This is a genomic window from Oleiphilus sp. HI0079 (assembly GCF_001635105.1).
On sequence record NZ_LWFT01000595.1, the window covers coordinates 20,969 to 44,391 of the forward strand.

Here is a 23,423-nt window from a genome sequence, read left to right on the forward strand (position 1 = left end):
AAAAAACACTCTAAGAGCGCGGTAAAACCAACTGCTGTCCAACCTTAAGAACATCTGAACGTAGCTTATTTAATTGACGCAACTGACTGACACTCACCGCATAGCTTGCGGCGATGTGCGACAGGGTATCGCCACGCTTGACGGTATAAGATGCCGCCCTAGATGAAGCCTGACTTGACGCAAGCCAAGATCCTAAGGGCGGAGTTTCGCGAAAATAACGCTTCACTCCGGTGGAAATCGAAGTCGCGATCTTACGCTGATATTTTTGTGTCTTAAGACGACGAGACTCAGCAGGATTCGAAATAAAACCCGTCTCCACCAAAATAGACGGGATATCAGGCGACTTAAGAACAGCAAAACCCGCCTGCTGCACCTGTGACTTGTGCAATCGCGCGACACCGCCAAGCGAGCTAAGTACCTTGTCGCCGACCGAAAGACTAGCCTTCAGGCTCGCAGTAGAGCTTAGATCAAGCAGCACTGAGGCAAGCATATCGTCATGATCACCTAGCTTTACACCACTACCACCAATTAAATCAGACGCATTCTCTTTCTTTGCTAGCCAGCGAGCCGTCTCACTCGAAGCCCCTCGCAAAGACAAGGCGTAAACAGAGGCACCATTAGCCTGAGCGCGCGTAAATGCATCCGCATGTACAGATACAAACAAATCTGCGTTGCGCTTTCGCGCAATTTCTGTGCGTTTACGAAGCCCAATGTAATAATCGGTCTCCCGTGTTAGGTACGCTTTATACCCTTGTACCGCATTAATCTGGCGCACCAACTCTTTTGAAATCGCCAAAACTACGTCTTTCTCACGCACTTTGCCTGGCCCAATAGCACCCGGATCTTCGCCACCATGCCCTGGATCAACGACCACAACGACATCCCGTCTGCCGTCTACGATATCCAGTTTTTTCACAGGTTTAGACGCGCTCTTTGCACTCTTTGGATACAAATCGATCACCAAACGATTTCCGTACTGGTCGTTGGGTGCTAAAAGAAAACTCTTTGGCTTCACCTGCTGCTTCATGTCCAGAACGATACGAAGATCTGAACCATTACGCACCGCACTGCGAATTGACTTAACCGGAGATGCCGCAAGATCAAGCGTATCAAAACGCGTTTTCTTTTTAGCGCCTTTCAGATCAATCACCACACGCTCTGGATTTTGCAAAGTCATTAGTTTGTGACTGACAGATGACCCAAGATCTAAAACCAAGCGCGAATGATCCGGCGCGTTCCACAGCCGAATTTCCTTTACATCAACCGGCTTTGCCGCAACGGACGAGACCGAAACCAACAATATTGAACATGCAGCGATGAATCTCAGAACACTAGACATGAAACACCTCGTTCTCAAACTCCACAACATCAACACAACTAGAAGCCGCGACCTTGCCATCACAAACGCGCCCTTCACCATCGACAGTCAAACCCAACTCTAGATCGGGTTGTGGCAACAAACCGCGCCCCTTTTCTGGCCACTCAACGAAGCATACAATCCCGTCTAAGGCTTCAAGCTCTGGATTAAGAAAATCACGCATTCCCATAAATTCAAGCTCTTCCGGATCTGCGAGTCGGTACAAATCAAAATGGTAGATTTTTCTACCTAACACTTCATATTCCTCAACCAAGGTATAGGTCGGTGATTTAACGCTGCCTTGATACCCAAAGCCCCGAAGTACCGAGCGCACAAGCGTCGTCTTTCCAGCCCCGAGTTCACCCTGAAGATAGATGACAATCAACGGCAGCGCCTGCGCCGAAAGTGCTTTTGCCAATCTCGCCCCAAATTCCGCGGTGGCGTGTTCGTTTACCAAGGATATTTGCATGTCAAAACAGGCCCGGCGACACATTAATTGCTTCAGTTTGCTAAACTAACGCAAGTTTGTAGAAAACAAATCTAGAAACAGCCTTAACTTAAGCAAGTACTTATTTGTTAAGCTTAGCAAAGCACCCCGGATTCTTCACTTAACATCATGTCACGATCAACAAATAACCTTGCACCTGTTTCACCCGCTCTGTGGAGCGCTATTCAAAACCGAGCAAAAGAGCTTGGCTTCCAACAGTTAGGCGTTACCTCAACCGATTTGGGCCAACATGTTGAGCGCTATAAACAATGGCTTCAAAAAGGTTATCACGCCGATCTTGACTACATGCACACCCATGGCAGCAAGCGCTGGACACCCGATGAATTGATTGAAGGCACGCTTCGAGTCATCTCGGTGCGCATGGACTATTTACCTGAAGAAATGGAAAGCGCAAATCGACAGCTTGCCGACCCTGAAGCGGCGTATGTTAGTCGATACACACTGGGCCGCGACTACCACAAGCTCATACGAAACCGACTCAAGCACCTGATTGGTTTTATCCGAGAGCAAAGCGAAGCTGAATTAGATTTCCGCGCCTTTGTTGACAGCGCGCCCGTCCTCGAACGCGCAATCGCGCAACAGGCGGGCCTCGGCTGGTTCGGCAAGAATACGATGATCATAAACCGCGAGGCCGGCTCGTGGTTTTTTTTGGGCGAGATATACACCAACCTGGAACTACCGTTAACAGGTTCCTATGAGCAAGAGCATTGCGGTCGCTGCACAGCGTGTCTTGATGTATGCCCAACCAATGCGTTCAACGGCCCCTATTCGCTGGACACCCGCAAGTGCATTTCTTACTTGACCATCGAAAACAAAAACGCAATTCCCTTAGAACTCCGAAAACCAATAGGTAATCGTATTTTTGGTTGCGACGATTGCCAACTTGTCTGCCCGTGGAATAAATTTGCAGAACACAGCTCCGAAGATGACTTTTCACCCAGAAACAAACTCGACGAAGCAAAACTCACCGAGCTTTTTTCTTGGACTGAGGAAGAGTTCTTAAAAAACACGGAAGGCTCAGCAATTCGACGCGCCGGCTATGAGGGTTGGCTTAGAAACATCGCCGTTGCATTGGGCAACGCACCAAGCAAGCCGGATGTTATTCAAGCACTTCAAACTCAAGCAGACGCAAGCTCAGCACTCGTGAGAGAGCATGTAGCCTGGGCGCTTGAGCAGCATTCACAAACGATCATCGATTAGCGCCTGCAGCTGGTTCGACAATTGCTCGCTGAGCAATGGCTCACCATGCGATGGCAATAATATACTAGGCGGATGCTCCGCAATAAATTTTGTACACCAGCTTTTGAACGCGGTTCTATCCGACATCAACAAGTATTTAATGACACGACTAAGCTTCAAGCCGGGCGCAGCACCCATTACTCTCTGAATAATGCGCGCAACGGGCTGGTTAGACATCCTCGGATAGTGCAAGAAGCTATCGCACGTCACCCATAACCAGCCATCCCCAGCCGGCATACAGAGCCACGCATCACCACCTCGATGCCCTGGCGGAATCGCCCAAAATGCCCGCCCATCCATATGAGGAATGCCGCGCTGAAGCTCAGAAATATCGAAAAGGCCTTTTTTGTTTAGACGCTTAATGGCTTTTTTTGAAGCAAAAAGCTGTGCATTCGGATAGCGAGATTTCCATGCTTCAACCCCCATGTAATGAAAACTATTGGGCATAACCAAGCGCAACCGTCGACCTTGATCAATATCATGCTCAGGATGCTTCTGGGCAAAACTCTCAAGCAGACTTTCTCCCGGGCTGATCACAGTCATCACCCCCTCCTTTCCTGCCACGCTGATCGTGTTAGAGGCAAAATTCGGAACGATATAACGCGCATATTCGACGCCAGAACAAGTTTCAATTGGATACCACTTAGCCATATATTTCCTTAAACCATCGGTCTTGCTACACTGCCGCTGCTGCGACAACGAAGGATCGAGCATGAAAATATACGGAGATCGTCAATCAGGCAACTGCTATAAATTAATTCTTGCAGGGAGCCTTCTAAATATTCGCTATCAATGGATAGAGATCGACATACTCAAGGGCGACACTCAAGAGCCAGACTTTCTAGCGAAAAATCCAAACGGAAAGATCCCCCTACTCGAACTTGAAAACGGAGACACCCTCAGCGAATCAAATGCAATCCTCAACTACCTCTGCGAAGGCAGCATGTACTACCCTGCAGATATTTGGATAAGAGCAAAAATTCATCAATGGCAGTTCTTTGAGCAATACAGTCACGAGCCCTATATCGCAGTAGCACGCTTTATTAACAAATATCTGGGGCTACCCGATGACCGAAAGCAAGACTACCTCGACAAACAAGAAGGCGGCAACAGAGCATTAGCCGTAATGGAAGAGCAGCTCAATCACACGGTTTTTCTAACTGGCGACTATCCGACAACAGCGGATATAAGCCTATTCGCATATACCCACGTTGCAGAAGAAGGCGGCTTTAACCTCAATAATTACCCGAGCGTCAAAGCGTGGATCAATAAAATGAAAGGCCTTCGTAACTTCGAAGCGATGTGATTACAGCTTTGAAAATAGATCGCTCTCAACCATCGATCGGATACTAGGATTCAGCATCCTACGACACGTTGCCAAACCTGAATTTATGAATGGATCGAGAAACATACACGACGCGCAGAGCAAAACACTCACGCCTCATTCAAAAGGCACAATATCAGAGAGCGCGAATAAAATGGATCTCCGCATCAAGCTCTAAACCTCAGCCAGAAGGAAAAAATACTGGGAATGCAGGCAGGGACTCAAGCACGCGCTCATCATGCGCAGGAACGATAACGATATCGGGCTGATCGACGCTTAATTGATGCACCTTTTCAACCACGCCTGCATTCTGTTCAAAATCCGCATCAACGCCGACGATTGTTTTCACTAGCCAAGGCCTTGAGCTGTTATTGGTCACACCCTCTAATACCCAGGTAGTATCTCCAATAAAGAAATAACGCGCACCACCTTCAAGGTTTAGGAACATCCCCAAATGTCCATGCGCATGTCCCGAGGTATCAACTAGCACAACACTTGAATCACCAAACACGTCCATACTCTGGGCAAATCCCTCATAAGCACCATCCTCTAAAGAAATAAAAGACCAATTAATGCTCGGATCATCGAATTGCGATGCGACGAAGCCAGGAGGCTCACCCTCTTGCGCCTCTTTAAAACTTACCTCTTGAACCCATACCGGAACCGGAGAAAAATCTTCCAAACCACTCACATGATCCCAGTGCATATGACTTGGAATCACCATATCGATCAAAGATAAGTCGAAACCAGCCTCACGCAATTGCTCAACGGCTGGTTTATGGTCAACCACTTTGAACAGCTGCTGATCAAACCAAGAGAATGAGGCCATTTGGTCTTCAAGCTGAGTGCCAAGACCTGTATCCCAAAGCAAAACGCCTTTTGGATGACGCACCAGAACAGCAGGATGCGCTAGCGTGCGCACTTCAAACACATCACCACCTTCGACGACCATCGCCTCGAGCGTTCCTGCAGAGTAACCTGTTGTTATAACACTAAACTGCGGAGCATCGACGCTTTTAAAATCAGAGGCGTTGCTGTCGGAGCGCTTCGTCTCCCCTTCGCTGGAGTGCACACTAACGCTATAAAAAATGAATATTAAGAGAAGGAATAAAATGCGCATCGGCTTGCCCTAGGACTTTGTTTGGTGACCAATACTGTCACTCAAACCAAGAAGACTAGCAAGACGTGTTATTGCAACGCTGTGTTGCACACGCGCCTTCAGCCACGCACTTCTTATTACCAGCTCCTCGACGTAAACCTTACAAAGCCCATTAAAGCACCATTACTTCTATGGAGGCTAACGCTCGCTCCATTCTGATAATTTCGCAGATAGTACCTCTACGTCTATTGGCTTACTGATATAGTCATCCATACCCGCATCAAGGCATTTTTCACGATCACCTTGCATGGCGTTTGCGGTCATAGCGATCACCGGGACCGCCTTATAACTCTCACCGCCCTCTCCGCGACGAATCGCGCCCGCCGCAGTATACCCATCCATGACCGGCATCTGACAATCCATAAAGACCACAACAAACTCTTCTGGGTTGGCGTTAAGAAGATCCAGCGCCTCTTGCCCATCATTTGCTATCTCAACATCAAACCCTTCGGCCTCAATGAGCGCTTGCGCGACCACCTGATTAACCGCATTATCCTCGACCAGAAGCACTCGGCGTTTGGTGCTCTCTGAAGAGGAGATCTCTGGTTTTACATACGGCTCAACAGGGTTTTCCTCCAACCACATTTCAGGAGGATGCTCAGGAACGGTGGTCGGAAACTCAAACCAAAAGCAGCTTCCCTTGCCCTGCTCGCTCTCAACATGTAATCCATCAGCGCCCATCAACACGGCCAACTGATTGCTAATGGTTAAGCCCAAACCCGTTCCACCGTACTTGCGCGTTGTGGAAGCATCTACTTGCGTGAACGAATCAAACAAGCTGGCAAGCTTATCTTGAGGAATGCCGATGCCCGTGTCTCTCACCTCAACACGCACCCAACTTTGTTGGTCGTGCTCAGACAAAACCACCAATAAATCGACTCGCCCTTCGTGGGTGAACTTTAATGCATTGCCAACCAGGTTGGTAAATATCTGCCTTAAGCGAGCAGGGTCGCCATTCACCCAGCCATGCCTATCCATGCCTCTGGCCTCGAAATGCATCGACAAACCGCTTTCTTTCGCGGTGTGGGACATTACGTCTACAAACTCAGTGACAAGCTCAACGATGTCGAAATCGACCTTTTCTAGCGCGAGTTTCCCAGACTCGATCTTAGAGAAATCCAGAATATCATTGATGAGGCTCAAAAGTGATTTAGCAGAAGATTGGGCAAGCTTTAGATAATGTTTTTGCTGGCCCTCCAACTTACTGGTACTCAAAATATCAAGTAGACCAATCACACCATTCATAGGCGTTCGAATCTCGTGGCTCATGCTCGCCAGAAACTCAGACTTCGCTTTTGAAGATTCTTGTGCACGATCCGCCAAATGCTCACTTTCTTGAATTAAATCCACTAAGCGCCATGACATCGACTCTAAAGAACGAGCCAACTCACCGGTAGCATCATTTGAGACCAGCTCTATCGTTTCCTGATAATTACCGGCCTCTACCTGCTGGGCAAATGCCTTGAGAACTGCTAGCCGCCGATGCGTCTCTCTCGAGAAGACTAAAAACAGCGCGATAATAAATCCGAAAAGCAAAATGCATAAGAGTACGAACAAAGTCAGTCCTTTTTGTATATTCTGCTGCTGTTCCTCCCCCTCCCGTTTACTTTGCTCAACCACCAAGTAACCTTGCGCAGCAAGCTTTTCCAAATGGCCTGTTACCGCAGCTAAGACGACCTCAGTATCGGTCAATACCTGCTCGATGATACCTACACTTTCTTCGTAAAGTTGATAGGTATAGTTGGGGTTACGAAGCTCCAACACCTCAAAAGAGATCGCCTCGGAAACAATCAAGTTAGAAATAATTCTTTCTTGCAGATTTGTATCTAAAAGACCTTCAGGCCAATTTTCGCTTAGCACGGTTCTTAGCAATCCTAAACGCTGCGCCAAAATATCAAGATCATCAAACGGCCGCTCGGGATCTAGCGCCAATAACGCCAGCTCTGATGAAAACGAACTCAAGACACTTTGAATCTCAACCAACTCTTTGTTGATTGGGATAAGCGACTGATCAATCTCTCGGGATATATCTAGCGCAGCCTCCGTCTGAGAGATCGTCTTTTCACTGTACCCCTCAAAAAACATATTGAACTGGAGCGCAGCCAACATAATCACGGCAAGCACAACAAAACAGCCGGAGAGCAAAAATAACGAAAGCCTAGATAAGGAAATCCTGTCTAGTTTCATGCGCTCAAACTACCTCTCAAGCCGAAACAAAAGATTATTGCTAATCACGTGGTTCGAATCTCCGCTACGATTAAAAACAGCAATACCACCAGGTATATCATCAGCAAACTGAAACAGAACATCGTCATCGTGATGCGTATTAAGCTTGCGAGTCAGCTCCACGGTCCAAGCACCGTCACGCCATCGCTGCGCGGCCTTTACATCAGCGATGCTGCCAGACGCATTCGCGTTCAGCAGATACTTTGGCATTTGCTTGCTTTCCTTAAGAACATATCGCTTATGTGAATATAATTTGTCGCCGGAATCACTAATCCGGCGAATATAAACTGGCTCTCCATCTACGCCCTCCGCCTTAAATGAACGGATTACTTTTTCTCGGCCTACGATCGTCATTTTGTCATGGGCCAAACCGATAGGCGCAGAACGTGAGGATTTCCAATGCCACATGTCAGCCTTGAATGAGTTTCCGGAAAGCCAATTCACATCGTATTCACCCTCTATTTGAAATTGAATGGCTAAGCGATCTTCTCTCTGCGGACCAACTGTGTAACGTTCTTTTTCGTCACTCCAGATATAGGGTTTGTGTTGGCGGTCCGGGTGTGCGTCGGCCCAACGAAATGCAAAGTAGATAGAGTCATCAAAATGTCCAGCCCACATAGTGAGCTCCGACAGCGCGACGGAGACCCCTGGGTGCGCCTTGTGCAGACGTATGATTTGTGGCTCGATCAGCCAGTCGCCGAGCTGGCCATCAAGTTTGGGAGGCTGGTCGAGTGACGACACCGTGACGACAACAGATTCGGCGTGCACACTCAGCGTCCAAATCAACATGCTGCATAGTGCAACGCCCTTAACCAAATGTGACACACACAAACTCATGAACACTCCCAATCAACGTATGATTGAAGTGTAGCCAAGAAACGAAATATCGGACATAAAAAAACCGCAGTCATGCGTACACATGCTGCGGCCAAACACTCAAGGAGTTAACGAAATATATTGAAGGGCGCCATGGCACGCCCGCTGCGCCTCAGAGAACGCCGAATACGATTCCCGCCACATAAAGCACAGAAACAAGCGCAACAGCCGGACGAATCTCAGCTGTTTTTCCAGTAAGTAACTGCAAGACCGTATGCGCTAAAAAGCCAAGGCCGATACCGTGCGAAATCGAAAAACCAAAAGGCATCATGATTGCACAAATCCAAGCCGGCGCAGCACTGGTCATATCATCCCAGTTGATGTTGCGCATGTCTGCAGTCATCATCAAGCCGACATAGATCAATGCCGGTGCGGTCGCGAACGCTGGAACAAAGTCCAACAACGGCGTAAAGAACAACGCCACAAGAAACAAAGCGCCAACCGTCACCGCGGTTAAACCGGTTTTTCCGCCTGCGGCAATACCCGCACCAGATTCTACGTACGTTGTCACAGACGACACACCTAAAGCTGCACCCGCCGTCGTTGCTGTTGAGTCTGCGAGCATCGCTTTGCCCATGGCGTCAAACTTCCCGTCTTTGTCGGTCAAACCTGCTTTAGACGCCGTCGCCATCAACGTGCCAGAGGTGTCGAACAAGTCGACAAACACAAACGCCAGAACGACGGAGATCATCGTTGCCTCAAGAATACGACTGAAATCCATCGCCAAGAACAGCTCGCTCATTGAGTGAGGCTCCCCCACCAAACCATGGAACTGTGTAATGCCAAGAATCGCGGCGATCACTGAAATAGCAATCATCCCGATAACTATGGAACCTGGCACCTTTCGGTAATCAAACGCGATAATAAGCAACAATCCCAAACCGGCAAGCATTGGGCCCGGAGAAGCGAGGTCACCGAGGGTGAGTAATGTAGCAGGATGATCCGCAATAATTCCGGCATTCTTCAATCCGATAATCGTCAGGAACAGACCAATACCAACGGTAATACCATGGCGAAGACATCCCGGGATTGAGTGTAAAATCCACTCTCGAATTTTGAACGCGGAAAGAAGAAAGAAAATAATACCTGAAACAAAGACCGCGGCGAGCGCCTGCCCCCACGTATAGCCCATTCCGCCAACCACAGCGAAAGCGAAAAAGGCATTCAAGCCCATTCCCGGCGCGAGACCTGCCGGAAAATTAGCCCATAAGCCCATCAAGATACAACCAAGGGCGGCCGCAACCGCAGTCGCGGTAAATACTGCCTCTTTAGGCATGCCGGCTGCCGACATGATGTCGGGGTTTGCAAATAAGATGTACGCCATCGTCAAGAAAGTAGTCAGACCAGCTACTAACTCAACCTTGACGGTCGTTTGGTGCTCTTTAAGCTTAAACAGCTTTTCTAGCATGATGGGATCCTCGTTCGGCGGTATAAAATCGCCCCTCAAAAATAGTCCAAAGAACTAAAACGGGCGAGCTCTTAATAAAACGAGGCTGAAAGCTACAGATATTTAGTCTCGACTTCCATATTAAAAAACCAATAACTTGACCGATTAGTCATTTTTGATACATTTTGTAACAAGCTTACTTTGATACGTCAAATATAATAATGAAGAAGCCATACAATCAAAGCTGACCGGATGGACAGCTATTTACTGACAAAACGTTTGATATAACGCATCCAAAAGACTACTTACCTTATCATCAACAACACGATAGTAAACAACCTGCGCCTCCTTGCGCGTCGCGAGAAACCCAAGTTCACGCATCACAGCGAGATGCTGAGAGAGCGCAGACTGCGACAAATCGATCTGCGCATTGATCTCACCAACAGAGAGCTCTCGATCCATCAAAACACATAGGATCATTAAACGCTTATGATTGCCGATGCCCTTGAGATAACGCTCCGCCTCTAGGGCATTCGCGCGTACCTGTTCCATTTCAGATTGCGGATTCGGTGTCATGTCCGCTAACCCGCATTTTTAACGAGCTTTGGCGACGTTAAGACATTTGCCACCAACATGCCAACCGACATCGCCCCAACAAAGAACAAAGTTGACGCGTCACCATATGCGATTGAAGAAATCGCAGGCCCAGGGCAGTAACCATACAACCCCCATCCGATACCGAACAATACCGCGCCACCAATCAATTTTTGATCGATCAGACTTGTACCTGGGAGATGAAACTCACTATCAAACAATGGCCGCGACTTGTTCTTATAAAATTGATACACGGGCACAGTCACCAACAGACCGCCCCCCATGACAAACATTAAAGTAATATCCCAATCGCCAAACAAATCCAGAAAACCAATCACTTTTTGCGTGTCTGTCATACCCGACAACGCCAACCCTGCGCCAAACAACAATCCGACCACTAAACCAACAAATCCAGCCATTGTAGAACTCCTATGCAAAAACATGACGAACAACAAACACGGTAACGAAACCCGCCGCCATAAAAGTTACGGTTGCGAGGATAGACCTCGGAGAGAATCGCGCCATGCCGCAGATACCATGCCCACTCGTGCAACCAGACCCCATTTTAGTGCCAAAACCAACCAGCAACCCTGAGACAATCGCGAGCGCTGTGCTCCCCTCAGGCGCATTCGGCACCGGCAGACCAAAAAACTGATGCACAATGATCGGCCCGATCATCAAACCAAGCACAAAGGTAATGCGCCACATGTTGGGAGCCACATCGAGCTTAGCGATTGAAGACAATGCAGACCAAAAAATACCGGAGATACCCGCTACGCGACCCAAAGCCACTAAAAGCAGCGCGGCAGCGCCACCAATCAATACGCCGCCAGCAATGGCGGGAATAAAAGCGTCCATTTAGCAATCCTCATAAAGGTTAAACACGAGACAGTATATTAGAACTTTCTTTATTAGTAAATTCTAATTATAACTGTACAAAAATAGCAGCCGAAAACACGCGCTTTGGGCCGAAAATGACAGTGTCTGCTAACTGGTTTTAGGTTAGCTTGTGACGATAAGAAACTCGATATTAGCGTTGCTACGTATGATAAAGCTTGATCAACTACACCCCGGTGAGCGCGAGCGCGTAACCGAAATAATGAACGATGTCTTTGGCGATGACCCGATTCAACGATGGATATTTGGCCCAACGATGGATGTCGGTCTATTCTTCGGACAGTCGGCTCATGCGCTCTACCTACACCAGGATTGCAGCTTCGCGTCGGCTGATAATCAAGCCGCTGTTTTAATGCTCAAGCCAAATACCAAAAAGAAAATCTCGATATTTAAAATGCTGCCTCTACTCAAGCCAATGCTTAAGCATGGCGGGCTCAAGGCCCTGAAGCGCGGAATCGTGGCTGATGAGATTGCCAGCAAAAAGGCGCCGAAGTTTCCTTTTTATTACATTTTTGCGATTGGCGCCTGCAAAACGGCGCGCGGCAAGGGTTATGGGTCTGCTCTAATGAATCATTGCATTAAAATCGCTGAAGCTGACCAAATGCCCATCTACCTTGAAAACAGCAAGCAAGAAAACCTCCGGTTTTATCAAGGCCACGGCTTTGAAGTCATCGAAAAAATCAGCATCGGGAAAAGCAGCCCTCCCATGTGGCTAATGGTACGCCAACCACATTTTGCAGAATCGCGATAGCCTGTTTAATCACGGATTCGCTGTGCAAATAACAAAATTGTACGCATAATATTGATCCTTTGTCGGAACTTTCGGGCAAAGGATTAGTCTACGAGTCATGTTTTTCCAAAACTGTCTGACACTTTCCTAAATAACGAATGGCGCGACATGAAATCGCCAAATTCTCGGAGTATCCATGAGTTACGTTCTCCCTCTAGTGGTCGCCCTGCTTGCTGCAATCTCTTTTGCTTTGTCGCCTCGCGCAAAAACCAACGAAAGCTTCTTTGGCGGACTCTCTCCCTCTGGCAAAAGCCCAACACTCTTCACCTTAGTGCTTAGCCAAGTAACCACCTGGATCTTTGCTCGATCTTTGCTCAATGCCGCCATTCTGGGTTACTACTATGGAGTTTGGGGAACCCTAGCCTATGCGGCGTATTACTTGTCATTTTTAACCGGCGCAGCAATTATTGACTCACTGCGGTTTAAACATGGCTTCAATAGCGTTCAGCAGTTTCTATTTGCTCGCTTCGGGACGGTGGGTACAAGCTGCTTCAACTTCGTGATTGGTTTAAGACTGATCAGCGAAGTGTTCGCCAACATTTTGGTCATCGGCATATTGTTCGGTGCCGCGGGCAGCGGCAGCTATACGATCGCAGTACTCGCTTTTGCTCTGATCGCTCTAGGCTATTCGATGATGGGTGGCTTGCACGCATCGCTGCGCACAGATGTGATGCAAATGGTTTTGTTTATTGGCGTCTTGCTTGTCCTGTTATTAAATACCGCATCACAAGGTCTGTTTACGATCGAGTCTCTAGGATTTGTCGCATTCGACATCAGCGAGCCTGGTCCTATTTTGCTTATAGTTGCCTTACTTCAGGTCTGGAGCTACCCAATGCATGACCCAGTCATGATGGACCGCGGATTCCTCGCCGACAGAAATACAACCCGCCGCAGCTTTTTACAAGCCGCTTGGATCAGCATCATTTGCATCATCGCGTTCGGTATACTCGGCGTTGTCGCTGGTGCAAATGCAATAGATGGTGAGTCCATGAACGCAGCGCTGGAGCGCTTGCTTGGCGCGCTACCGATGCTCTTGTTTAATATCGCGCTTATCATCTCTGCCATGTCAACACTCGACAGTACACTTTCCAGTTCTGCAAAGCTGGTCGCCATTGATATGAAGGCCACCGCAGCTACAGTACGAAATGGTCGCCTGATCATGCTCGGCTTCATGTTGCTTGGTTTACTCATGGTCTTTATCGGCAACAAAGATTTGTTCAGCGCGGTCGCCGTTAGCGGTACAGCGTCTATGTACCTTGCGCCAGTGATTTTCTTTTCACTTTGGGGAAATTTTCGAAACATTCCGGTGTGGTCTTACTTGGCGGCATTTGTATTCGCATTTAGCGGCGCGCTGCTCTACTTCCTCGAATCTTCCGGCCACACCGCGCTGCTTGGCGAGACCCATAAGTATACAAAGCTGCTATGGATCTCACTGTCAGTGCTGCTGAGCGGATGCGCGACATTTGCTTTGGGCGCACTACTGTCTAGACCGACAGAGCAAGCCTTACCCTACTCAGGTCTAGATTAAGCATGCACATAGATATAGGCACAATGACAAGTCCTGTAATCGTCTTTGGTGGACCGTACAGCAACCTCGCGGCATTGACAGCGATGAAGCAAAAGTCGGCAGAACTGCAGGTACCCGCCACAAATATAATATGTACAGGAGATGTTGTGGCTTACTGCGCGCAAGCACAAGAAACGATAGACCTTATTCGCGATTGGGGAATTCACGTTGTGCAAGGCAATTGCGAGGACTCTTTAGCGAACGACAAGGAAGACTGCGGTTGCGGATTCGATGAAGAGAGTGTTTGCGATATCGCTTCGAAACAATGGTTTGCGTTTGCTCGTAAAGCAGTGAACAAAGAGTCAAAAAACTGGATGGCGACCTTACCAACGTCGATTAGTTTTTCCTATAACCACACAGCAATGCATGTCATTCATGGTGGACTTGAACAACAGAACCAGTTTATTTTCGCGTCTAGCAGCACCAAAGAGAAACAAAAGCAGTTAGAGACCGCGCACGCCAATGTCATGATAGGTGGACATTGCGGAATCCCTTTTGGCCAGCAACTTGATGCTAATCACTACTGGCTGAACGCGGGCGTCATTGGCATGCCAGCAAATGATGGTGAAGCAAGCACGTGGTATATGACATTATCTAAGTCGGCAAGTCACATCGAAGTGGCATGGCATCGCCTTCGCTATACAGTGAGCGACACCGTGTCAGCGATGCAAACGCATCAGCTCTGCCCAGGTTATGCAGAAGCATTAGAGAGCGGACTTTGGCCCTCTCTCGACATTCTCCCAGATCCGGAGCGAAAGCAAGTAGGCGAAAAAATGCACTTAGCGACAATTAAAATATAGAGCTTAGGTAAAGAAGAAACCTTGTAGGTTTGGGCGCTGGGCTTGGACAAGCGAGGTGTGGCGCGAAACAGTCCCAAAGCCATGCAGACTTTCTCTCTGTGCTCTAGCTAGCTCGAGCTAGCCAAAGCCTTCCCTTTCAGAACCAGGCTAGCTTAAAGTCAACGCTTAAAACACGCCTAGTCACAATTAAACAAAAAAATGTAAATCCATAACGAAAATAGTCACCCGCCGAACTTGATCGGAAGATTCCATCATGTGTCACTACCCGAAGATACGTGGCGCAGCGACTCTGGTGACGCGCGTTTAGAGACCGAAAGAACGCAAAGGCGCGCATACGAAACAGTATTCTCGCTCTTCTATTCGAGTAGAGCGTCAAGAACATTAATGACGCCCTACACCCCCATGTTTTTCAAGGTTTCAACCAGATTACGCAGTATTCCTGAGGCGGTTGGATGCTCCACCTCAAGATCTGTTACCAAGACCTCCAGCGCATCAACAAAATCGGGCTCTGGAGCCTCACTTTCGCCTAGATCATGGACGTGCTGTTGCACATCTCTCAAAAGCTGAGCCTGCTCTTCGCTCACCGCGTCATCCGCGAAGCGCTCGTGCAAATCACTAATTAATCCAATGGCCTTTTGTTTTGGCATGGTGTACTCCTTTTTATTGCGTTTGTGTTTACTCAACAGGGCTCGCTAGCTCTCGCTTCCAGCGCAGCGCACGCTCGATCGAAGCGATCATCATTCCTGCTATGTCCTTGCCTGTTGCAGTCTCTATACCTTCTAAACCCGGAGAGGAATTTACTTCGAGCAATAGAGGACCATTTTTAGAACGAATGATATCCACACCAGCAATGTGTAAACCGAGTACCTTGGCTGCTGTTACAGCTAACTTGCGCTCTTCAGGGGTAATTTTAACAATCGAAGCCGTACCACCCTGATGAATATTTGCTCTAAATTCGCCGGGCGCGGCCGTTCTCTGAATCGACGCAACGACCTTGCCATCAATCACAAAACAGCGAAGATCCTTTCCCTCGGCTTCTTTTACAAACTCTTGAACCAAAAGGTTCGCACGCAAGGACTTAAATGCATTGATAACAGACTCTGCCGCTTTGCGCGTTTCAGCTAAAACGACGCCTCTACCCTGCGTGCCTTCTAAAAGCTTCACAATGAGTGGCGCGCCGCCTACCATTTCAATTAAATCGCCCGTATCCATGGGCGAGTTTGCAAAACCGGTTGTCGGTATATTGATACCGCTTTTCAACATCAATTGTAATGAGAAGAGTTTGTCTCTCGACTTGGTGACCGAGTCAGAAGTGTTTGTTGTATGCACCCCCATGCTCTCGAACTGCCTCGCCAAAGCGCAACCATAAAATGTGACCGATGGCTTGATGCGAGTGATCACCGCATCAAGGTTCTTCAGTATCCGTCCACCGCGATAATGCGCCTCTGGATTATTCGCATCAAGCTTCATATAGCACTGTTTTATATCAAGAAAGGTGAGCTTGTGTCCTCGCTGCTCTGCCGCTTCAACTAGGCGCTGATTGCTATAAAGATCGGGGTTGCTCGCCAACAACGCGATATTCAAACCACCAATTTCCGGCGTACTTTGATTATAAAGTTTCTCAACCTGTTTTTTAGTATGACCGCCCAATAAAAAGCTTTCGTTTGGGTCAATAAGTACACGACCTTTCATTGCTTCTCGGCCGAGCAACATGCGATACCCCATCGAATCTCGGTTGGCCAGCGTGAGCTCTACATCCCAAGTCTCATCACCGAGCGTCATTGGGGTTAAAATGACATAACGGGTTTCGGCAACTCCGGATGAACTTTTAACCGCGCGTCGGTCAACAATCGGTCGTTCGCAACGAATCACAGTCCGCCGACTATTCTGGATAGGATGGATCTCGAAGCTCACCCATTTCTCATTATCGCGTCGAAATGTATGAATATTAAAGGCGTGAATCGAGGAGGTTTTGGCGCCAGAATCAACGCGCGCTTTAACGGCGGGAAGCCCTAGCTCTGAAAAGGCGCACCATTCTTCACTTCCAATGTTTTGTTTCAATGTTATTCTCTATTGAGCATGATTAAGAAATAAATTTATTCCAAAGCTCAAGGTCATAGCAAGCTATTTATGGCGCTGTTTCAGGAAGACCCGCTTATACCGCCTCGTAATGCTCAATCAAAGCATCAAGCTTGCCGATAAATGCGTCGAGCGCGCTTTTTGAATCGAAGTCGCATTCAAATTTGTTATGAAAGAAGATATGTAATTTCACACGCGCATCTTTTAGTAAAAGATTATAACCATCAAAGTCTGAGCTGGCGCTTACGCCATACAGACGATACTCATCACCCTCTTGCTCGCCAAACTGGCGAATCAATTCAAATGCTTTTAGCGCCTTGCGTACTTCAATTTTCTGCTTCAGATCATCCATCATGTATTTGCTCAAATCTACCATTATCATGCATCGCTGCGTTCTCATTGTTTCTACGTGATCGTAACGATGATGGACTATGCGTAGAGCCCCTTAACTCTAATCGTACTTGTGAAGCATCGCCTACCATCTTGGCCATCTTGGATATTGCCCAAAGCCTTGCGTAGCAGTAACCTTCGATCAATCTTCTCAAAATCAATAACAAAAAGAGCCGCGCGCCCTATGCACTCCAACAACCCTGTGCCCTCTGAGACCTCTGCACCCCTGCAGGATTCGATTCTGCAATATCACGCCTTGAGTAAACTCCTAGCCGAAGCGGGTATTAGTCAGCCAACACTCGTTATTGATCAGGCCGCTTTAAATCGCAACATTGCGCAGCTAAAGCAAATACTAAACGAGGGTTTTGTGCATCGCTTAGTGGTAAAGTCCTTGCCTTGCATGCAGCTGATTGACCACATCAGCGCTCAAACGCAATCCGAAACGCAACGCTTTATGTGTTTTCATGCTCCCTTCATTCAGCAAATTGCGTCACGCTATGCATTGAGCGACATATTGTTAGGAAAACCACTTCCCGCAGCGGCTTTCGAACAATTGCTTGTTTGGTTTATGCAGCAACCAAAGAGCAAATCGGCACCGAAGTTGTCACAAGTTCAGTGGCTGATCGATAGCCACGCGCGTCTTGAGCAGTATCAAGCAATCGCTAAAAAGCACCACGCAAGCTTGCGGATAAATCTTGAAATAAATATCGGCTTACATCGAGGTGGTTTCAGCCTTAATGCAGAATTCGAAGATACGATCACGCTTCTCGAAAAAAGTAATAATCTAAGGTTTGCGGGATTAATGGGGTATGAAGCACATGCGGCGAAGATCCCCTCTATTTTAGGTGGGCTGAAGGGTGCGCTAGATGCCAGCTGGCATAGCTACGAAGCGTTTAAAGAGCGTGTCGAGCATCTCAGTGTGCCTGGCACCTGCTTTAACTCCGGAGGCAGTACTACGTTCACCGAGTACACCGCGAAAGCGCCTTGCAATGAGCTCTCGGTAGGCTCAGCTCTGCTTAAGCCATGCGACTTTGACCTGCCGCATCTCACGCAATTTGAGTCCGCGGTTTTCATCGCAACCCCTCTTTTAAAGCGCGTTGATCGCATCTCAGTTCCGGGCCCCGCAGCACTGTCTTCCTTGTTGAGAAAAGCAAAACAGTTGCCGCTTTGTTCGGGGTATATCTACGGCGGCAATTGGCTTGCAGAACCCTGCTACCCTTCAAGCGCAAAACTAGTGCCTATATTTGGTCGATCAAGTAATCAGGAGTTGTATGCTTTTGACGATAATTGCGCCATTCAAGCCGATGATTTAATGCTTTTTCGACCAAAGCAAAGTGAATCTGTATTACTTCAGTTTGGCGATGTCGCAGTGCTGAACCATGGGCAAATAGACACATGGTGGCCCGCGTTGACGCAGGGAACGCGTTTTGACCTAGGGTCATCGCCCTCCTCAACACCCTCCTCAACACCCTCATCGACAAGCTCGTCTGCGAAGCAGAGTGGCGTACATGACGCGACAACTGAGGGTAAACAACAATGATCATGCTTGTTGTGCTGCTATGCCTTTTGTTTCCCGCACTACTGGTCTGGCTTGGGCATAATCTGAGCTGGGTTGATAAGCTCGGCCTTGTCTTGCTCTGCTTTGCCTCCGGAATCCTACTCAACACCGCTGTGCATGCGTTGGATTGGCATGCGATCACGTCATTAGATGGCCTGTCTGGTGCACAAACCCAACTCACGGAAATCAGTATCGCGCTTGCCATCCCTCTATTAGTCATGTCGATCAATTTAAAGGTTGCACTAGCACATGCCGGCCTCACAGCCAAAGCGATGATCGCCGCCTTCGCCTCTATTTTGTGCTGCACCTTTGCACTGAGCTTTGCGTTCAACGGCCATATAGAGGCCTTATGGCAGGTCGCCGGACTCGCAGTCGGGGCGTATACTGGAGGTGGCCCAAATATGGCTGCGATTAACGCTGCGATAGAGGGCGACCAAACCATATTCGTGCGCATGACCAGTTACGACATCATGCTGTCTGCGTTATTTCTATTGTTTGTCCTGAGCGTTGCCAAACCCATCTTCAAATATTTTCTACCTGCCTTTAAGAAAGAAGATCAAGGCCAGAATACAGACGCCATTCACTTTGCACATCTTGGCGACGAACGTTCTGCAAGCTACGCTGAACTAGTACGTGTTAACAACCTGGGCGCCTTATTCAAAACAATGCTCGTTGCAGCCGTCATTGTTGGCTTAAGTTTGGGGGTGAGCGGCTTGCTGCCTAGCTCAATGCAATCCTCAGCTACGATTATTCTCATCACGACACTGGGAATGGCGTCGTCGTTCATTCCTCCGGTTCAGCACTTGAAGATCAGCTTTCGGCTTGGAATGTATCTCGTGCTGGTATTTTGCTTCACGATGGGAAGTATGACGAATCTGGCGATTCTGGCAGACATCGATGCAGCGCTCTTTAGCTATATTGGGCTTATGCTTATTTGTGCCTTGCTTGTGCATGCGACAATTTGTCGCTGGCTAAAAGTAGACGTCGATACGTTTTTAGTGACCGCGTCAGCAGCAATCATGTCCGTACCTTTTATTCCTGTCATTGTCGGCGCATTGCGCAACCAAGCCCTGCTCGTCCCTGGCTTCTGTGCAGCGATTATCGGATATGTGCTCGGGAACTATTTTGGGATTGCCGTCGCGTTTAGTTTGAAGGCGCTGCTCGGTACGTAACTCGACCGAGCCCTTCTTGTTTGGATTCGTACATGGCTTCGTCCGCAGCTTCGAATACCGAAGTCCAATCACGGTGCTCCGGCACCTCAAAAACACTGTAACCAATCGACAGCGAAATATTGATTTGTTGATCATCAAAAGAGATCGCTTGTTCGCAGATACGCGACGCGAAACGTTCTAGCAACTGGTGCACTTTTTCTGCCTGCACACAATCTAATATCACAATAAATTCGTCACCACCCCAGCGCGCGAGAATGTCACCATCTCGCAATTCTGCAATAGCTCTGCGACTCAACTCGGTCAGTACCTCATCACCACCTGAGTGACCATACTGATCATTAATCGCTTTAAAGCTATCAATATCAATTACAGCAATCGCAAAACCATCACCCTGATCGTTGCTGCGACTTGCGAGCTGCTCTAACGCGTCCTCTGCTGCGCGGCGGTTCCACAAACGCGTCAGATGATCAATTTTAGTTTGCCGATCAAGCAAGCTCACTTGATCTAGTAATGAACGATAGACCTTTCTACCCGCAACCACCTGAGTGGCGAGTTCCGCCAAAAGCGCCAACTGCCGCAATCCATTTAGCTGACCAGGCGCAAACATACGCGGCACTCGATCGATAATACAGATCGTACCGAGCTTGTATCCGTTCGCTGAAACAATCGGGCAGCCGGCATAGAAACGAATATGCGGCTCGCCAGTGACTAGGGGATTATCTGCGAATACCGGATCGCGCAGCGTGTCCGGAATGTAGAGCAAGTCGTCTTGCAATATCGCATGACCGCAAAAACTCTCGTCACGCCCCGTTTCATGAACTTCAAGCCCTTGAATAGATTTGAACCACTGCCGGTTTTCATCTACCAGGCTAACGGCAACAATCGGCACGTTGAAGAGCTGCTTCGCGACGCCGGTAATCGCCTCGAACCACTTGTCGGCTGGTGTGTCCAAAATGTTAAGGCTATGCAGGTCTGCAATGCGATCACGCTCATTTTCAGGTTTTGCTGGTTTTTGCATGACGAGTCTTAAGACGATGTGAATTATTATGGATGCACCTAGCTTAGACGAGAAAAGCGCTTAGGCAAACTTACCCAGCCTAAACCCAAGGTCGAGCAGCGGTTTAGCTTTGGCAGTTAGTGCGTATCCCACTTGTTTTCAAACAAAAACTCGGCCAAAGGCGTCTCTTGCGCCCATTCCTCTTGGACGAGCATGGGCTTATCATAGAACTGATCGACATGGCCTAGACACAATATAGCGACTGGATGACTGTCTTCGGGCATATTCAAAACCGCTTTAAGTGCCTGTGGATCAAACAGCGAGACCCACCCCATACCCAAGCCTTCTGCACGCGCCGCCAACCAAATATTTTGGATAGCACAGGATAGCGATGCAAGATCCATTTCTGGTAACGTCCGTCGACCAAAAACATGTTGCTCTCGCCCATCCGGCAAAGCCGCGATCACCAACTCGGAGCATTGCCTTACACCCTCGACCTTTAGCTTTAAAAACTCAGCCTTTCTTTCTCCTAACGCAATGGCCGTTTGTTTGCGCTCATCGTCAACCAAACCATAGATACGCTCCCTGAGCGCCAAGTCCGTAATACGAACAAACCGCCAAGGCTGCATCAGCCCAACACTTGGCGCCATATGCGCGGCCTTGAATAATCTTATTAACACGTCTTCGCTGACCGGTTTGCCATTGAAATGTCGCATGTCTCGACGCTCAGCCATGACGCGATAAATGGCAGACTTATCGTCCTCGTTGTAAGTGAAAGGGTTACTCATACGCTACCACGTCAATATCGCCGCTAAAGAAAGATAGAACCCTATTTCGCTCACCTGCTGCACGGCCCCTAAGGTATCTCCGGTATATCCACCAAGCCATTTTCTAAGCTTCAAGCAGAGGTACAGCACGGGAAGCCCCATGGTTAGGGTTGCAAGCCAAATATCACCAACTAGCAAAAAGCAAAACGCCGGCAAGGTGATGCAGGTCGCTATCAGAAAGTCTTTGTTTGCAAAATGCTTGGTGATCGGTTTGGCTTTGCTCAACGCGTCCATTCGCACATAGCGCATGAGGCGCATCACCAAAACGCTGTACCAACGCGAGACCACATTCGCGACAAGCAGTGCAAGCGCAACATATTCGATAGGCAATTGAGCAAGCAAAGTAACTTTCAACATAAGTGCAAAGCCGAGTCCAACCAACCCGTATGTGCCGACACGGCTGTCTTTCATAATATCGAGAATTTGCGCCTTATCCCAACCACCTCCTAGACCGTCACACGTGTCCGCTAAACCATCTTCATGGAAAGCACCCGTGGTGTAGATGCCGATGAGCACCGCTAAGACAACAGAGACCTCTTGGGTAAACAGCATATTCAAACCCAGAAACGATCCCGCACAGGTTGCGCCAACAAGCCAACCGATCAAAGGAAAATAGCGGCTAGCATGGTCTTGGATATTCTGATCCGTACTGTCGAGCGATGGCAAAGGAATGCGCGTGTAGAACATCAGCGCATAGTGAACCAAACGCAATTGGTGCCTGATGATTGACGCAACTTCTATCACGATAAAAAACCTTGGTTAGTCTGCTTCAGAGACGCCAGCTTGTTCAAAGCTCGCCATGTCATTCATAAAGCGCACCGCCGACTCAACTAAAGGGAACGCCAACGCACAGCCTGTTCCCTCACCTAAACGCAGATCGAGCTTTAGTAAGGGTTCAACATTCAAGTCACGCAATAGTGCCTGATGGCCAGCCTCATGAGACTGGTGACAGAACACCGCATGCCTCGCCATCCGCGTATCCATTTTGCTTGCCACAAGGTAGGCGGCAGAAGCAATAAAACCGTCTACCAGTATCACCATATCCCGCTGCACCGCTTCAAGCATTGCGCCAACCATCTGGGCGATCTCAAAACCGCCAAAGGTTTGTAAAACGCGCTCTGGCTCTTCGATACGACCATGATGGGAAAATGCGCTTTGCAGCACCTTGAGTTTGTGATTCAACTGCTCGTCGTCTAGCCCTGTTCCGCGTCCAGTCATGGACTCCAAAGACATACCGCTCAACTGACAAATCAGTGCCGTCGCAGCGGTCGTGTTCGCAATGCCCATCTCACCAAAACCAAGCACATTACAACCTGCTTCTGCCAGATCAGAAACTAACTCCCTTCCATAGTCCAATGCTTGTTTCAGCTGATCGTGGCTCATCGCCGCTTGCCTTAAAAAGCTCTTCGTCCCTTTCGCAATTTTTTTCGGAACGACACCCAAGCCCTCTGGAAAGTCATAATTAACGCCTGCATCAACCACACAAAGATCCATAGCATGCTGCTTAGTAAACACGTTGATCGCAGCGCCTCCTGAAACAAAATTCATCACCATTTGCCAAGTCACTTCTTGCGGATAGGCGCTCACCCCTTCGTGCGCAATACCATGATCACCAGCAAAAACAACGATCGTAGGCTTGATCAGCGTTGGCTCTAGCGTTTTTTGAACTAAACAAA

Annotated in this window: 24 protein-coding genes and 1 pseudogene; 7 read left to right on the forward strand and 18 right to left on the reverse strand. The window is 48.4% G+C overall.

All coding sequences use genetic code 11. From position 1 onward, the window contains the following. Positions 1 to 10 precede the first annotated feature (10 nt). Both A3750_RS10295 and tsaE read right to left on the reverse strand, forming a co-directional pair. Positions 11 to 1,339 carry an N-acetylmuramoyl-L-alanine amidase gene (locus A3750_RS10295; RefSeq protein WP_068457066.1) on the reverse strand — a complete coding sequence of 443 codons (1,329 nt, stop codon included), beginning with the start codon at positions 1,337 to 1,339 and terminating at the stop codon, positions 11 to 13. Beyond that, the gene (gene tsaE, locus A3750_RS10300) at positions 1,332 to 1,826 is read right to left on the reverse strand and encodes a tRNA (adenosine(37)-N6)-threonylcarbamoyltransferase complex ATPase subunit type 1 TsaE (RefSeq protein ID WP_082863257.1); all 495 of its coding nucleotides are present in this window, start codon (positions 1,824 to 1,826) and stop codon (positions 1,332 to 1,334) included. The genes A3750_RS10295 and tsaE overlap by 8 nt, the downstream gene beginning before the upstream one ends. 147 nt (positions 1,827 to 1,973) lie before the next feature. On the opposite strand from tsaE, the gene queG reads away from it, so the two are divergent. After that, entirely contained in the window at positions 1,974 to 3,065 is a 1,092-nt protein-coding gene (gene queG / locus A3750_RS10305; protein ID WP_068456763.1) for a tRNA epoxyqueuosine(34) reductase QueG, read from the forward strand. Here queG and A3750_RS10310 read toward each other — a convergent pair. Continuing rightward, positions 3,045 to 3,755 (reverse strand): hypothetical protein, encoded by a 711-nt coding sequence (locus tag A3750_RS10310; RefSeq protein WP_156492441.1) that lies wholly within the window; start codon positions 3,753 to 3,755, stop codon positions 3,045 to 3,047. The two genes, queG and A3750_RS10310, sit on opposite strands and share 21 nt — an antisense overlap. A 61-nt stretch (positions 3,756 to 3,816) precedes the next feature. Between A3750_RS10310 and A3750_RS10315 the strand changes: the two genes are divergently transcribed. Further along, positions 3,817 to 4,410 (forward strand): glutathione S-transferase family protein, encoded by a 594-nt coding sequence (locus A3750_RS10315; RefSeq protein WP_068456759.1) that lies wholly within the window; start codon positions 3,817 to 3,819, stop codon positions 4,408 to 4,410. Between the two features lie 199 nt (positions 4,411 to 4,609). Here A3750_RS10315 and A3750_RS10320 read toward each other — a convergent pair whose 3' ends face one another. From A3750_RS10320 to A3750_RS10350, 7 genes are all read right to left on the reverse strand, one after another. Continuing rightward, positions 4,610 to 5,500 carry an MBL fold metallo-hydrolase gene (locus A3750_RS10320; RefSeq protein ID WP_068456756.1) on the reverse strand — a complete coding sequence of 297 codons (891 nt, stop codon included), beginning with the start codon at positions 5,498 to 5,500 and terminating at the stop codon, positions 4,610 to 4,612. A gap of 225 nt (positions 5,501 to 5,725) precedes the next feature. Then, the gene (locus A3750_RS10325) at positions 5,726 to 7,774 is read right to left on the reverse strand and encodes an ATP-binding protein (RefSeq protein WP_068465941.1); all 2,049 of its coding nucleotides are present in this window, start codon (positions 7,772 to 7,774) and stop codon (positions 5,726 to 5,728) included. Between the two features lie 9 nt (positions 7,775 to 7,783). After that, complete coding sequence (locus A3750_RS10330) at positions 7,784 to 8,650, reverse strand: ethylbenzene dehydrogenase-related protein (protein ID WP_082863057.1); 867 nt, start codon at positions 8,648 to 8,650, stop codon at positions 7,784 to 7,786. Positions 8,651 to 8,801: 151 nt separating this feature from the next. Then, entirely contained in the window at positions 8,802 to 10,097 is a 1,296-nt protein-coding gene (locus A3750_RS10335) for an NCS2 family permease (protein ID WP_068452770.1), read from the reverse strand. Positions 10,098 to 10,340: 243 nt separating this feature from the next. Continuing rightward, positions 10,341 to 10,652 carry a helix-turn-helix transcriptional regulator gene (locus A3750_RS10340; RefSeq protein WP_068458764.1) on the reverse strand — a complete coding sequence of 104 codons (312 nt, stop codon included), beginning with the start codon at positions 10,650 to 10,652 and terminating at the stop codon, positions 10,341 to 10,343. Between the two features lie 5 nt (positions 10,653 to 10,657). Then, entirely contained in the window at positions 10,658 to 11,089 is a 432-nt protein-coding gene (locus A3750_RS10345; RefSeq protein ID WP_068458763.1) for a DUF6691 family protein, read from the reverse strand. 10 nt (positions 11,090 to 11,099) lie between these two features. After that, positions 11,100 to 11,528: a YeeE/YedE family protein gene (locus A3750_RS10350; protein WP_068458157.1), complete on the reverse strand. Its 429-nt coding sequence runs from the start codon at positions 11,526 to 11,528 to the stop codon at positions 11,100 to 11,102. A 187-nt stretch (positions 11,529 to 11,715) separates the two neighbouring features. Here A3750_RS10350 and A3750_RS10355 point away from each other — a divergent pair, with 187 nt between their 5' ends. From A3750_RS10355 to A3750_RS10365, 3 genes are all read left to right on the forward strand, one after another. Then, positions 11,716 to 12,318, forward strand: coding sequence for an N-acetyltransferase (locus A3750_RS10355; RefSeq protein ID WP_068457265.1), 603 nt, complete (start codon positions 11,716 to 11,718; stop codon positions 12,316 to 12,318). Positions 12,319 to 12,493: 175 nt separating this feature from the next. Then, positions 12,494 to 13,885 (forward strand): sodium:proline symporter, encoded by a 1,392-nt coding sequence (locus A3750_RS10360; protein WP_068465942.1) that lies wholly within the window; start codon positions 12,494 to 12,496, stop codon positions 13,883 to 13,885. 23 nt (positions 13,886 to 13,908) lie between these two features. Next, positions 13,909 to 14,724, forward strand: coding sequence for a metallophosphoesterase (locus A3750_RS10365; protein WP_231871785.1), 816 nt, complete (start codon positions 13,909 to 13,911; stop codon positions 14,722 to 14,724). A 392-nt stretch (positions 14,725 to 15,116) separates the two neighbouring features. Here A3750_RS10365 and A3750_RS10370 read toward each other — a convergent pair whose 3' ends face one another. The 4 genes and pseudogenes from A3750_RS10370 to A3750_RS10380 all read right to left on the reverse strand — a co-directional run bounded on the left by A3750_RS10370 (position 15,117) and on the right by A3750_RS10380 (position 17,185). Beyond that, on the reverse strand, positions 15,117 to 15,371 hold the full coding sequence (locus A3750_RS10370) for a DUF4404 family protein (protein ID WP_068456958.1): 255 nt from the start codon (positions 15,369 to 15,371) through the stop codon (positions 15,117 to 15,119). 28 nt (positions 15,372 to 15,399) lie between these two features. Beyond that, on the reverse strand, positions 15,400 to 16,308 hold the full coding sequence (gene rimK, locus A3750_RS10375) for a 30S ribosomal protein S6--L-glutamate ligase (RefSeq protein WP_197474993.1): 909 nt from the start codon (positions 16,306 to 16,308) through the stop codon (positions 15,400 to 15,402). A gap of 78 nt (positions 16,309 to 16,386) precedes the next feature. After that, a pseudogene (locus A3750_RS26080) lies at positions 16,387 to 16,785 on the reverse strand (ATP-dependent zinc protease); the annotation flags it as partial. 94 nt (positions 16,786 to 16,879) lie between these two features. Next, positions 16,880 to 17,185 (reverse strand): DUF3081 family protein, encoded by a 306-nt coding sequence (locus A3750_RS10380; RefSeq protein WP_197474991.1) that lies wholly within the window; start codon positions 17,183 to 17,185, stop codon positions 16,880 to 16,882. A gap of 192 nt (positions 17,186 to 17,377) precedes the next feature. Between A3750_RS10380 and A3750_RS10385 the strand changes: the two genes are divergently transcribed. After that, positions 17,378 to 18,733: an alanine racemase gene (locus tag A3750_RS10385; RefSeq protein WP_068453517.1), complete on the forward strand. Its 1,356-nt coding sequence runs from the start codon at positions 17,378 to 17,380 to the stop codon at positions 18,731 to 18,733. Further along, on the forward strand, positions 18,730 to 19,923 hold the full coding sequence (locus A3750_RS10390) for a DUF819 family protein (protein WP_068453515.1): 1,194 nt from the start codon (positions 18,730 to 18,732) through the stop codon (positions 19,921 to 19,923). The genes A3750_RS10385 and A3750_RS10390 overlap by 4 nt, the downstream gene beginning before the upstream one ends. On the opposite strand, the gene A3750_RS10395 is transcribed toward A3750_RS10390, so the two are convergent. From A3750_RS10395 to cobT, 4 genes are all read right to left on the reverse strand, one after another. Beyond that, positions 19,895 to 20,941: a sensor domain-containing diguanylate cyclase gene (locus A3750_RS10395; protein WP_068453513.1), complete on the reverse strand. Its 1,047-nt coding sequence runs from the start codon at positions 20,939 to 20,941 to the stop codon at positions 19,895 to 19,897. The two genes, A3750_RS10390 and A3750_RS10395, sit on opposite strands and share 29 nt — an antisense overlap. 116 nt (positions 20,942 to 21,057) lie before the next feature. Beyond that, positions 21,058 to 21,708: a 5,6-dimethylbenzimidazole synthase gene (bluB, locus tag A3750_RS10400; RefSeq protein ID WP_068453511.1), complete on the reverse strand. Its 651-nt coding sequence runs from the start codon at positions 21,706 to 21,708 to the stop codon at positions 21,058 to 21,060. A 3-nt stretch (positions 21,709 to 21,711) separates the two neighbouring features. After that, positions 21,712 to 22,491 carry an adenosylcobinamide-GDP ribazoletransferase gene (gene cobS, locus A3750_RS10405; RefSeq protein WP_082863093.1) on the reverse strand — a complete coding sequence of 260 codons (780 nt, stop codon included), beginning with the start codon at positions 22,489 to 22,491 and terminating at the stop codon, positions 21,712 to 21,714. 15 nt (positions 22,492 to 22,506) lie between these two features. Beyond that, positions 22,507 to 23,423, reverse strand: a 917-nt coding sequence (gene cobT, locus A3750_RS10410) for a nicotinate-nucleotide--dimethylbenzimidazole phosphoribosyltransferase (protein ID WP_068548243.1), incomplete at its 5' end; no start/stop codon positions are given.

Excerpts from the sequence above, each read along its gene's own strand:
- A3750_RS10355 (WP_068457265.1), top strand. The coding sequence starts at position 11,716 with ATGATAAAGCTTGATCAACTACACCCCGGTGAGCGCGAGCGCGTAACC.
- A3750_RS10345 (WP_068458763.1), bottom strand. The coding sequence starts at position 11,089 with ATGGCTGGATTTGTTGGTTTAGTGGTCGGATTGTTGTTTGGCGCAGGG.
- A3750_RS10315 (WP_068456759.1), top strand. The coding sequence starts at position 3,817 with ATGAAAATATACGGAGATCGTCAATCAGGCAACTGCTATAAATTAATT.
- A3750_RS10295 (WP_068457066.1), bottom strand. The coding sequence starts at position 1,339 with ATGTCTAGTGTTCTGAGATTCATCGCTGCATGTTCAATATTGTTGGTT.
- A3750_RS10390 (WP_068453515.1), top strand. The coding sequence starts at position 18,730 with ATGATCATGCTTGTTGTGCTGCTATGCCTTTTGTTTCCCGCACTACTG.
- bluB (WP_068453511.1), bottom strand. The coding sequence starts at position 21,708 with ATGAGTAACCCTTTCACTTACAACGAGGACGATAAGTCTGCCATTTAT.
- A3750_RS10370 (WP_068456958.1), bottom strand. The coding sequence starts at position 15,371 with ATGCCAAAACAAAAGGCCATTGGATTAATTAGTGATTTGCACGAGCGC.
- tsaE (WP_082863257.1), bottom strand. The coding sequence starts at position 1,826 with ATGCAAATATCCTTGGTAAACGAACACGCCACCGCGGAATTTGGGGCG.
- A3750_RS10365 (WP_231871785.1), top strand. The coding sequence starts at position 13,909 with ATGACAAGTCCTGTAATCGTCTTTGGTGGACCGTACAGCAACCTCGCG.
- A3750_RS10340 (WP_068458764.1), bottom strand. The coding sequence starts at position 10,652 with ATGACACCGAATCCGCAATCTGAAATGGAACAGGTACGCGCGAATGCC.
- A3750_RS10335 (WP_068452770.1), bottom strand. The coding sequence starts at position 10,097 with ATGCTAGAAAAGCTGTTTAAGCTTAAAGAGCACCAAACGACCGTCAAG.
- A3750_RS10380 (WP_197474991.1), bottom strand. The coding sequence starts at position 17,185 with ATGATAATGGTAGATTTGAGCAAATACATGATGGATGATCTGAAGCAG.
- queG (WP_068456763.1), top strand. The coding sequence starts at position 1,974 with ATGTCACGATCAACAAATAACCTTGCACCTGTTTCACCCGCTCTGTGG.
- A3750_RS10350 (WP_068458157.1), bottom strand. The coding sequence starts at position 11,528 with ATGGACGCTTTTATTCCCGCCATTGCTGGCGGCGTATTGATTGGTGGC.
- A3750_RS10310 (WP_156492441.1), bottom strand. The coding sequence starts at position 3,755 with ATGGCTAAGTGGTATCCAATTGAAACTTGTTCTGGCGTCGAATATGCG.
- A3750_RS10385 (WP_068453517.1), top strand. The coding sequence starts at position 17,378 with ATGCACTCCAACAACCCTGTGCCCTCTGAGACCTCTGCACCCCTGCAG.
- A3750_RS10395 (WP_068453513.1), bottom strand. The coding sequence starts at position 20,941 with ATGCAAAAACCAGCAAAACCTGAAAATGAGCGTGATCGCATTGCAGAC.
- A3750_RS10330 (WP_082863057.1), bottom strand. The coding sequence starts at position 8,650 with ATGAGTTTGTGTGTGTCACATTTGGTTAAGGGCGTTGCACTATGCAGC.
- A3750_RS10360 (WP_068465942.1), top strand. The coding sequence starts at position 12,494 with ATGAGTTACGTTCTCCCTCTAGTGGTCGCCCTGCTTGCTGCAATCTCT.
- A3750_RS10325 (WP_068465941.1), bottom strand. The coding sequence starts at position 7,774 with ATGAAACTAGACAGGATTTCCTTATCTAGGCTTTCGTTATTTTTGCTC.